Annotated in this window: 10 protein-coding genes; 7 read left to right on the plus strand and 3 right to left on the minus strand. The window is 71.3% G+C overall.

Annotation, left to right across the window (positions count from 1 at the left end; genetic code table 11):
- Genes ACFWV8_RS03890 through ACFWV8_RS03905 form a run of 4 tightly spaced genes read left to right on the plus strand, consistent with a single transcriptional unit; the run spans position 1 to position 4,850 of the window.
- Positions 1-930 carry an ABC transporter permease gene (locus ACFWV8_RS03890; protein ID WP_384197720.1) on the plus strand — a complete coding sequence of 310 codons (930 nt, stop codon included), beginning with the start codon at positions 1-3 and terminating at the stop codon, positions 928-930.
- Positions 931-944: 14 nt separating this feature from the next.
- Positions 945-2,987, plus strand: a complete 2,043-nt coding sequence (locus tag ACFWV8_RS03895) for a dipeptide/oligopeptide/nickel ABC transporter permease/ATP-binding protein (RefSeq protein ID WP_384197722.1) — start codon at positions 945-947, stop codon at positions 2,985-2,987.
- Positions 2,980-4,140 (plus strand): ABC transporter ATP-binding protein, encoded by a 1,161-nt coding sequence (locus tag ACFWV8_RS03900; protein WP_384197724.1) that lies wholly within the window; start codon positions 2,980-2,982, stop codon positions 4,138-4,140. Before ACFWV8_RS03895 ends, ACFWV8_RS03900 begins: the two co-directional genes overlap by 8 nt.
- Positions 4,137-4,850 (plus strand): sulfite exporter TauE/SafE family protein, encoded by a 714-nt coding sequence (locus tag ACFWV8_RS03905; RefSeq protein WP_384197726.1) that lies wholly within the window; start codon positions 4,137-4,139, stop codon positions 4,848-4,850. Before ACFWV8_RS03900 ends, ACFWV8_RS03905 begins: the two co-directional genes overlap by 4 nt.
- 104 nt (positions 4,851-4,954) lie before the next feature.
- On the opposite strand, the gene ACFWV8_RS03910 is transcribed toward ACFWV8_RS03905, so the two are convergent.
- Both ACFWV8_RS03910 and ACFWV8_RS03915 read right to left on the minus strand, forming a co-directional pair.
- Positions 4,955-5,941 carry a 2-hydroxyacid dehydrogenase gene (locus ACFWV8_RS03910; protein WP_384197728.1) on the minus strand — a complete coding sequence of 329 codons (987 nt, stop codon included), beginning with the start codon at positions 5,939-5,941 and terminating at the stop codon, positions 4,955-4,957.
- Between the two features lie 58 nt (positions 5,942-5,999).
- On the minus strand, positions 6,000-7,310 hold the full coding sequence (locus ACFWV8_RS03915; RefSeq protein WP_384197730.1) for a glucarate dehydratase family protein: 1,311 nt from the start codon (positions 7,308-7,310) through the stop codon (positions 6,000-6,002).
- 255 nt (positions 7,311-7,565) lie between these two features.
- Between ACFWV8_RS03915 and ACFWV8_RS03920 the strand changes: the two genes are divergently transcribed.
- Positions 7,566-8,489, plus strand: a complete 924-nt coding sequence (locus ACFWV8_RS03920; protein WP_384197731.1) for a ketopantoate reductase family protein — start codon at positions 7,566-7,568, stop codon at positions 8,487-8,489.
- A gap of 105 nt (positions 8,490-8,594) precedes the next feature.
- Here ACFWV8_RS03920 and ACFWV8_RS03925 read toward each other — a convergent pair whose 3' ends face one another.
- Positions 8,595-9,062: a MarR family winged helix-turn-helix transcriptional regulator gene (locus ACFWV8_RS03925; RefSeq protein ID WP_384197733.1), complete on the minus strand. Its 468-nt coding sequence runs from the start codon at positions 9,060-9,062 to the stop codon at positions 8,595-8,597.
- Positions 9,063-9,140: 78 nt separating this feature from the next.
- Between ACFWV8_RS03925 and ACFWV8_RS03930 the strand changes: the two genes are divergently transcribed.
- Positions 9,141-9,512, plus strand: coding sequence for a VOC family protein (locus ACFWV8_RS03930; protein ID WP_384197735.1), 372 nt, complete (start codon positions 9,141-9,143; stop codon positions 9,510-9,512).
- A 2-nt stretch (positions 9,513-9,514) separates the two neighbouring features.
- A complete protein-coding gene (locus ACFWV8_RS03935) occupies positions 9,515-10,462 on the plus strand; it encodes a DNA-3-methyladenine glycosylase family protein (protein ID WP_384197737.1) in 948 nt (315 codons plus the stop codon).
- The last annotated feature ends 167 nt before the right edge of the window (positions 10,463-10,629 follow it).

A 10,629-nucleotide genomic window follows, 5' to 3' on the forward strand; every position in this document is an offset into this window, starting at 1 on the left:
ATGACGACCTTCCTGCGTAAACGGATCATATCGAGCGCGATCCCCCTGGTCTTCGTGGTGTTCGGCGTCTTCTGCCTGGCCCGGCTGACCGGCAATCCGGTCAACCTCTATCTGCCGCTGAGCGCGACGCCCGACCAACGCGCCGCGTTCTCCGCCGCGCACGGCTTCGACCAGTCGATCGGCGCCCAACTCCTGGACTATCTCGGCCAGGTGGTGCGGCTCGACTTCGGTACGTCGCTGCGCACCGGGCAGTCGGCCGCCGACATGGCGCTCACCGCGTTCCCCGCCACGCTCCAACTCGCCGCCGTCACCATGGTGATCGCCGCGCTGGGCGCCGTCCTGATCGGGAGCGTCGCCGCGTACCGGCCCAACTCCGTCGCCGACCGGATCGCCAGCTTCCTGGCGATGGCAGCGGCCAGCATCCCGGACTTCTGGTTCGCCATCACCGGAGTACTGATCTTCGGCGTCAACCTGGCGCTGCTGCCCACCTCCGGCGTCTCCGGCGGGCCGGAGGTATGGGTGCTGCCCATCGCCACCCTGCTGATCCGGCCGTTCGGCGTTCTGGTCCAGGTGGTGCGGGGAGCCATGGTGGCCGCGCTGTCCGCGCCGTACGTCAAGGTGGCCCGGGGCAAGGGCGCGAGCGAGAAGCGCGTGGTGTTCGGGCACGCGCTGCGCAACGCGACCACGCCCGCCCTCACCGTCGCGGGCGACCTCACGATCGGCCTCGTCAACGGTGCGGTGGTCGTCGAGACGATCTTCGGCTGGCCGGGCATCGGCAAGCTCATGATCGACTCGATTCTCCAGCGGGACTTCGCCGTACTCCAGGCGGCCGTCCTGCTGACGGCCCTGACGATCTTCGCCCTGAACATCCTCATCGACGTCTGCTACGCGCTGCTCGACCCGCGCGTACGGCAGCCCGTACCGGCGTGAGCGAAGGAGCTACCATGACCGCCAACGTCACCGCCACCGCCGGCCCGCCGACCGGTACCGCCGCCACGCCCCACACCCGCCCACCACGCTGGTGGACCCTGCTCGGCAAGGACCGGGTCGCGGCCGTCGCCGCCGTACTGCTCGGGCTGGTGTTCCTGGTCGCGCTGTTCGGCCCCCTGGTCATCGGCGACCACGCAGGACGCCAGAACCTGGACGCCTCGCTGCGCCCGCCCTCCTTCGACCACGGCTTCTACGGACTGCTCGGCACGGACGTGCTCGGCCGCAGCGTGCTGGCGCGGCTCGTCGAGGCCGCCGCGACGACGCTGTCCGTCGCGCTGCCCGCGGTGGTGTGCTCACTGGTGATCGGATCCGCGATCGGTATGTGGGCCAGCTACCGCGGTGGTTGGCGGGAGAACGCCGCGATGCGGGTCGCGGACGTGATCCTCAGCTTTCCCTCCCTGCTGCTCGCGGTCGTCGTGCTCTACGTCTTCGCGCCCAGCGCCACGAACATCGTGCTGATCCTCGCGCTCGCCCGGATCCCGGTCTATCTGCGGACCGCGCGCGCCGAGGGCGCCGAACTCAGGAGCCGTCTCTTCGTCGACGCGGCACGGACGTTCGGCGCGGGCACCTGGCCGACGATCTACCGGCACATCCTGCCGATCGCCCTGCCGACGCTGCTCACGGTCGCCACGCTCGACTTCTGCTTCGTCATGCTGACCGAGTCGTCACTGAGCTTCCTGGGCATCGGCATTCAGCCGCCGGAGATCAGCTGGGGACTGATGGTCGCCCAGGGGCGCCAGTATCTGCAGACGGCCTGGTGGATCGCGATACTGCCCGGACTCGCCATCGTTCTGACCACCGTGTCGGCCACGGTGCTGGCCGCGTGGGTACGGCTCGCCACCGACCCGGCGCAGCGCTGGCGTCTGACGCTGCCGAGGAAGAAGCGTCGGCGGCCGGCCGCGAGCGACGGTACGGAGCCGTCGGCCGCGCGTACGGCGAAGACGCCCGAGACGCCCGACGCACCCGGCGCGACCGGGGCGGCCCGTCCCGGACCCGCGGTCGCCGACGACGACGGAAGCCGCCGGGCGCTGGAGGTCGAGGGACTCAGCGTCGACCTGCGTACGCCCTCCGGCACCGTCCGCGCCCTGGACACCGTCAGCTTCACCCTGGACAAGGGACGCACCCTCGCGCTGCTCGGCGAGTCCGGCTGCGGCAAGTCGATGACCGCGCAGACGATCGCCGGCCTGCTGGAACCCGTCGCCGACGTAGCCGGCGGAGCGGTCCGGGTCGGTGGCACCGACGTACTGCGGCTCGGCGCATCCGCGCGCAAGCGGCTCGCCGGACCCGTGCTCTCACTGGTCTTCCAGGACGCGCTCACCGCCATGAATCCCGTCCAGACCGTGGGCAGACAGCTCGGCGAGCCGTTCCGTATCCATCGCGGTCTCTCCCGGCGCCAGGCGAGGGAGAAGGCGATCGAGCTCATGGAGACCGTCGGCATCCCCGAGCCCCGCGCCCGCGCGCGTTCCTACCCGCACCAGTTCTCCGGCGGTATGCGCCAGAGGCTGCTCATCGCGATGGCCGTCGCGCTCGGCCCCGACGTACTGATAGCCGACGAACCGACGACCGCCCTCGACGTCACCGTCCAGGCGCAGATCATGCGGTTGCTGCGGGATCTCCAGGCCGAGCGTGACATGGCGGTCCTGCTGATCACCCATGACCTCGCCGTCGTCTCCGAACGCGCCGACGACGTCGCCGTCATGTACGCGGGCAACGTGGTGGAGACCGGCCCGGTCCGTGAGGTGTTCGCGAATCCACGTCACCCCTACACCAAGGGCCTTCTCGACTCCGTACCGGAACACGCCGAGCGGGGCGGCCCGTTGCCCGCCGTGCCCGGCAGTCCGCCCGAGCTGAGCGCGGTGCCGGCGGGATGCGTCTTCCAGGAACGGTGCCCGCTGGCCAGGGAACGCTGCGCCGAGGTACGTCCCCCTCTCCTGACCGACGACGAGGCGGGCCGCGCGGTCGCCTGCCACTTCTCCGAGGAGCTCACCCGTGTCTGAGAAGAACACCTCCGGGACGACCGCCCCGAGTCGGCCGGACAGCGGCGGAACGTCCGCGCCGCTGCTGGAAGTCACCGGCGTGACCAAGTCGTTCAAGGTCCCGCGCAATGCCGCGGGCCACAACAGACTGACCGCGCTGGACGGCGTCGATCTGCGCCTCGGCCGGGGCGAGACGCTCGGTGTGGTGGGCGAGTCCGGCTGCGGCAAGTCCACGCTCGCCCGGGTCCTGCTCCTGCTGGAGCGGCCGGACTCGGGGACCGTGCGCTTCGACGGGACCGACCCGTTCGCCCTGCGGAAGCAGGATCTGCTGGCCTGGCGCCGCCGGGTGCAGATGGTGTTCCAGGACCCCTTCGCCTCGCTCAACGCCCGGATGCCGGCCGCCGACATCATCGGCGAGCCGTGGCGCACCCACCGGGACGTGGCACCCACCGCGCGGGCGCGGGAGACCCGCGTACGCGAACTGCTCGACCTCGTCGGGCTGCGGGCGGCCGACGCCTTCCGATACCCCAACGAGTTCTCCGGCGGCCAGCGCCAACGGCTGGGCATCGCACGCGCGTTGGCCCTCGATCCCGATCTGATCGTGTGCGACGAACCTGTCTCCGCGCTGGACCTGTCGGTGCAGGCGCAGGTGCTCAATCTCCTCTCCGACCTCCAGCAACGGCTCGACGTCTCCTACGTGTTCATCTCCCACGACCTGTCGGTGGTCCGGCATGTCGCGGACCGGGTGTCCGTGATGTACCTGGGCAAGGTCATCGAACACGGCCCCACCGAGGACGTCTTCGACCGCCCCGTGCACCCGTACACCGCCGCGCTCATGTCGGCGGCTCCGGCGCTGGATGTCTCCGGTGCCGGGCCACGCGCCGACCGCATTCTGCTGAGCGGGGAGATTCCCTCGCCGCTCGACCCGCCGTCGGGCTGCCGGTTCCGTACCCGCTGCTGGCAGGCGGCCGACCGGTGCGCGGAGCACGCCCCACCGGTACGCGCGCGTGACGGCGCGGCGGTTGGTAAGCGGCCCGCGGGCGGACGCCCGGGGGCGGGTCCGGAGCGGCACGAGGGGCTGTGCCACTTCCCGCTGAGCGCCGAGCCGTTGAGCATCGGGTCCGCGGGCGGCGGCGGGGGAGCGGCGGCAGGCACCGCGACGGCGGGCAAGTGAGCCTGCCGGTATTCGCCCTGCTCTGCGCGGTCGTTCTGATCGGCACCGTCTTCCAGGTGTCGATCGGATTCGGCCTCGGGCTGCTCGCCGCTCCCGTGATCGCACTGGTCGCGCCCGCGCTCGTGCCCGTGGTGCTGCTGCTCTCCACCGCCGTCACGGGCTCGGTCCTGCTGCTGGACCGGGCGCATGTGAACCTCCGGGGAGCGGGGTGGGCACTGCTAGGCCGGGTGCCGGGCGTGATCGCGGGCGCGGCACTGGTGGCCCTGCTGCCCGCGCGGTGGCTGGCGCTCTGTGTCGCCGGTGTGGTCGTGGTGGGTGTCGTCGCGAGCGTGCGCGGCTTCCGGCCGACGCCGACCCGGCGTGCCGTGGTGCTGGCGGGGATGGCGTCCGGACTGATGGGTACGGCGACCTCCATCGGAGGCCCCCCGATGGCGCTGGTCTGGCAGCGTATGAAGGGGCCGGAGCTGCGCTCCACGATGAGCGGGTTCTTCCTGGCCGGTTCGCTGATGAGCCTGGTCGCGCTCGCGGCCGTGGGCGCGGTGCACACCGACAGTCTGCGCCACACGGTCCTGCTGACCCCCGCCGCGGCCTGCGGCGTACTGCTGGCGCGCCCACTGTCCGACAAGCTGAACGTGGGGCGGGCCAGAGCGGTCGCGACGGTGCTCGCGCTGACCGGAGCCGTACTCCTGACGGCGCGTCAGTTCGTCTGATCGCGGGGCCTGTCGGCCAGCCGATCGCCTGACCGGCCGACCTGTCGCGGGAGCGGCCGGCCGGTCGCCTGACCGGCCCGGCCGTGAGCCGCGAGTACGCGGGCTCAGCGCCCGCCGCGCACCACGTTCGTCAGCGGCTCGCCCCTGGCGAGCCGGCCGATGTTGTCGGCGATCTCCCGCGCCCGGTTGGCGAAGGTCTCCTGGGTGTGACCGGAGTGGTGAGGCGTCATCACGACGTTGTCGAGCGTATGGAAGGGGCGGGTGTAGCCGTGCGCACCGGTGCCGTCCTTGGGATGGCTCCACCACACGTCCAGCCCCGCGCCGCCGATCCGCCGCGCGGCCAGCGCGTCGAACAGCGCGTCCTCCTGGACGAGGGGACCGCGCGCCACGTTGATGAGCAGGGCGTCCGGGCGCATCCTCGCGAGCTGCGCGGCTCCGATCAGTCCGGTCGTCGCCGCCGACAGCGGCACGGTCAGGACGACGACGTCCGAGCCCGCCAGCAGGTCGTCCAGCCCGTCCTCACCGTCCACCCGGTCCAGCCGCAGGTCACCCGGGACCGGCGCCCGCGGATCGCGTCGTACGGCACGGGCCCGCATGCCCAGCGCGGTCGCCGCCCGCACCACCTGCCCGCCGATCTCACCCAGTCCGACGACTCCGACCGTACGGCCCGCGAGCGTCGTGCCCAGGGTGACGCCGGGATCCACGGCGACCGACTCCCAGGTCCCCTCACGCATCAGCCGGTCGGCGCGCGGCACCCGGCGGGAGAGCATCAGCGTGGTCATCACCACGTGTTCCGCGATGGAAGGGCCGTGATGGAAGGTGTTGCACACGACGGTCCCGGGAGGCAGCGCGTCGATCGCGATCCGGTCGTAGCCCGCGCCGGTGACATGCACCAGCCGCAGTCGGCGGGCGGCCTGGGCCGCGGGGGCGGTCAGCCGGGAGGCCACCAGTACGTCGGCGGTTGGCAGGCGCCGTACGACGTCGGCGTCCGGCAGGTCCGCGAGGAACTCCCAGTCGTGACCGTCCGTGCCGCCGCGGGTCAGTTCGTCGGAGAACCGGGTGAGGATGGGGTCGGTCAGGGCGATCCTCATGACGCCTCACGCCCGGCCGTCCGGCCCGCGGTCCTCCGGGGCGCGGCGGGCCCCGCGGTCACCATCGCGGGGCGGTCGGGTCGAAGTCCGGTTCGGTGGTACGGCGGTAGTACCCGGTGTCGTCGCGCTGACGTATCCCGCACGCGAGGTACTGCTCGTGCAGCCTGGCCAGGGCGTCGCGGTCGAGTTCGACCCCCAGCCCCGGCGCGGTCGGTACCGCCACCGATCCGTTCCGGAAGGTCAGCGCACCGGGCACGACGACGTCCTCGTCGGGGCTCTTCCACGGCCAGTGCGTGTCGCATGTGTAGGTGAGGTTGGGTGTGCTCGCGGCGAGATGGGTCATCGCCGCGAGGCTGATGCCCAGATGCGAGTTGGAGTGCATCGAAAGACCGAGCCCGAAGGTGTCGCAGATACCGGCGAGCGAGCGGGAGCGGCCCAGACCGCCCCAGAAATGGTGGTCGGAGAGGATCACCTGCACCGCGTCCTGCGCGACGGCGGGCTTGACCTGGTCGAAGGCGACCACACACATGTTGGTCGCGAGCGGCATCGGAACCTCACGCGCGACCCCGGCCATCCCCTCGATCCCGGTGGTCGGGTCCTCCAGGTACTCGATCACTCCGGCGAGTTCCTTGCCGACCCGGATCGAAGTCTCCACGCTCCAGGCGGCGTTGGGGTCGATACGCAGCGGGTGATCGGGAAAGGCCGCGCGCAGCGCCTTGATCGCCTCGATCTCCTCCTCGGGCGGACAGACGCCGCCCTTGAGCTTGATCGCGGTGAAGCCGTACGCCTCGATCATCCGCCGTGCCTGCGCGACCAGTTGGTCCGGATCGAGGGCTGCCCCCCACTCGTCGGGCTCGGCCCCCGGATGCCCCGCCCACTTGTAGAAGAGGTACGCGCTGTAGTCGACACGATCCCGGACGGCTCCGCCCAGCAGGTCGCTCACCGGCCGTCCGAGCGCCTTGCCCTGGATGTCGAGACACGCCACCTCGAACGGCGACAGCACCCGGTCGACGGTTCTGCTGCCGGTGACCATCCCGCTCATGCCGTGCCCGCCCGTTCCGGTGTCGGCGGCCAGAGCCACCGCGATCCGGCGGGCGATCTCCTGGACGTGCCATACGTCGACCCCGGTCAGTTCGGCCGCCGCGAGCCGCAGCCGTTCAAGATGAGCCAGGTCACCGTAGGTCTCACCGAGCCCGAGCAACCCGGACTCGGTGACGACCTCGACAACGGCGCGCAGCGCGAACGGCTCATGGACACCAACGGTGTTGAGCAGCGGCGGATCACGGAACGCGACGGGCGTGATCCGCACCTCCTGGATCCGGTGCGGCTCGTTGACCGCGTGGATCTCGTTGACCAGTGGATCGCGCACCCTGAGACCTCCAGTGGATACGACGGGGGGAGCCGTCGGTGTGCGAGGGATCGCGGCAGCAGCCTAACCTCCAACCGTCCACATGTGTAGACGCTGACCACAGATGGAAACCAGATCCTCATGGCCGCACCGACGCGCCCGGTCACGGGCCGAGGACACGGTTCCCGGATCTCCCAGGCCTGCGGCATCGACGAGGAGAGGATTCGCGTTGCAGGGTCGACTGTCCGTCATGCCGTTGATCGAAGAGGGAATGCGATGAGGATTCTGGTGGTCGGAGCGGGTGCCGTAGGCGGGTTCGTGGGTGGGCGGCTGGTACGGGCCGGGCGGGAGGTGGACTTTCTCGTCCGGGCCCGACGGGCCGCTGAGCTGCGTGAGCGGGGGCTGCGCATCGTTGATGGCAGGCAGGTCGAGTCCATCGAGGTCAGCTGTGTCGGCGCCGGGGGTCTGGCCGGGCCGTACGGCCTCATCCTGCTCGCCGTCAAGCCCGCAGCCCTGCCCTCGGTCATGGGCGACATCGTGCCCGGCGTCGGGGAAGGGACGGCGCTCGTGCCGTTCCTCAACGGGATGGCGCACGTGGACGCGCTCACCGAGCGGTTCGGCGGTGCGGTTCTCGGGGGCGTACTGAAAGTCGTCACGCAGCTCGACCCGAACGGCGACATCCGCCAGTTCGCCCCGGGCGGCCGGATCCAGGTCGGTGAACTCGACGGTTCGGCTTCCGACCGGGTCACGGCGGTGACGGAGGCCCTGTCCGCACCGGACTTCACCGTGACGGTGCCCGAGGACATCGTCGACGCGATGTGGTCGAAGTGGGTGATGATCGCGACGATCGGCGCGGTCACCTCGCTGGTGCGGGGCACGATCGGTGCGGCCGTAGCCGCGAAGGACGGCGCGATCTTCGCGGCGGGGACCCTTGAGGAGGCGGCCTCGGTCGCCACGGCGGCGGGACATCCGCTGGGCGAGGACGAACTCAAGGGACTCCGGGCACTGGTGACCGCCGCGGAGTCGCCGACGACCTCGTCGCTGTCGCGCGAACTCGTCGCGGGCCGGCCGACCGAGGTCGAGAACGTCCTCGGAGACCTGATCGACCGGGCCCATGGCTTCGGTCTCGCGGTGCCCCGCCTGGAGGCTGCGGCCCTGACCCTGCGGGCCCACAACGCCCGGGTGGCCGACGCCCGTTAGCCGCGCACGGGCGCTACGGGGTGCTACACAGTGGCGCCGTAGGAGGGAGTGTTTTTCGATCCGTACGAGCTGTGCGTGCCGGGGTGGGGGCCGGTGCGCCGATGATCAGTCCTTGAGTGCGCGCGCCATCCCGTCGAGCTCTTCGAGGAGCCGGCTCAGACGTTCGCCGGGAATCGTCTCGATCATGCGGGCCTCGATGGCGTAGACGGCTCCCTGGGCCGCGTTCAGCCTGCGGCGCCCTTCGTCGGTGAGAGAGGCGGGGCGGGCGCGGCCTGCCTCGACAGTGGCGGGCCGGGTGAGCAGCCCCGCGTCCTGGAGTCCGCGCAGGACCACGTTCATCGACTGGCGGGTGACGAAGGTGGCGCGGGCGAGCTCCGCGTTGGACAGGCCGGGACGTGCGGCGAGAACCTCCAGGCAGGCGTACTGCGGGACGGTCAGCCCGTGCTCGCGCAGGGCCTGGTCCATGGCGCCGCGCAGGGCGGCATGGGCGCGCTTGAGGCGATACCCCAGGTGGTCGAGCACATCCTCGGCAGGGTGAGGCGGGGTGGCCTGCGGATGAGAACTGTCCTTCATGCCCATATTTTGACACCTCAGGGGTCGGGGTCTAACGTCGAGTATGTCAAAGTCCTGACATTGAGCAAGGAGAACAGCATGCCCGTCGGCATCGATGGCCCTGACTTCATCGCCCTGCAGGTCCGTGACCTGCGGGCCGCCGCCGAGTTCTGCGAGAAGAACCTCGGCCTGACCCGTAACCCCGCCTCGCCTCCCGGCGCGGTCGTCTTCGACACCAAGCCGGTCCCGCTCGCCGTACGCGACCCGCTGCCCGGTACCGACCTGGACGCCGGCCGTCCCGGCCTCGGCGTCGCACTGTGGTTCTCCACTCCCGACACCCAGGCCTTCCACGAGCAGCTCACCGCGAACGGCGTCAAGATCCTCACCCCGGTCACGGACAGCCCCTTCGGCCCGATGTTCTCCTTCGCCGGACCCGAGGGCTACGTCCTGACCGTCCACCAGGCGCGCTGACCGTGCCCGCCGCCTCCTTCACGCCCAAGGGCCCCTTCTCGCTGGCCGCATCGACCCGGTTCCTGGAGGGCTTCACCCCCGCCTCCTACGACCACGCCCCCGACGGAGTGCTCCGGCTGGCCTTCCCCGCCGACGACGGCGAGTCCGTCATCGGATGCGCGCTGCGGCAGAAGGAGGCGGCGGCCGGCGCCGCCGGAACCGTCCACGCCGAATACACCCTCCACGGCGACGGCAAGGCCATCGAGCCCGCCGCAGGCAGCACCGCGGCAGAAGCGGCACGGGCCCAGATCGCTCGCATCCTCTCCCTCGACGTCGACGCCACCGGCTTCTCCGCCCTCGCGGGTACCGACCCGGTGGTCGCCGGCCTCCAGGCGGAGTTCCCGGGCCTGCGACCGGTGCTGTTCCACTCCCCGTACGAGGCCGCCGCCTGGACGATCATCGGCAACCGCATCCGCAGGACCCAGGCCGCCCGCATCAAGGCCCGCCTCGCCGAGGAACACGGCCAGGCCGTCCACGTCGCAGGCCGGCGGATGCACGCCTTCCCCGCCCCGGCCCAGCTGCGGCGCATCAACGACATCCCCGGTCTGACGGATATCAAGACCGAGCGCCTGCACACCCTCGCCGACGCGGCCCTCGACGGACGGCTCGACGCCACCCAACTCCGGGACCAGCCCGCCGAGTTCGCCCTCACCGACCTCAAGGAACTGCCCGGCATCGGCCCGTTCTCCGCCGAGCTGATCCTCATCCGGGGCGCCGGACACCCCGATGTCTTCCCCCGGGCCGAGCCCCGCGTCCACCAGGCCACGGCCGCGGCATACGGTCTCGACGCCAACGCGGCCGACGACACCACCCGGCTCGCCGCGATCGCCGACTCCTGGCGCCCCTACCGCAGCTGGGTCGCCTTTCTCCTGCGCGTCCGCGCACAGGATCAGGTCGCCTCCGGGGGATAGGCCCGGACACCTGGCCGAAGCCCGGCAGCCGTGGACGGGGGGGCGCGCCGGGGGCGGGGGGCGCCGCCCGGGGGGGACGGGGGGGGGGGTTGGACGGGGGGCCGGGCCGCCGGGGGATGTAAAAAAAAACCAACCCCCCCGACAAGAAATAAAAAAGATTTACGGAG

This window comes from Streptomyces sp. NPDC058665 (genome assembly GCF_042714995.1).
Taxonomy (GTDB): Bacteria; Actinomycetota; Actinomycetes; order Streptomycetales; family Streptomycetaceae; genus Streptomyces.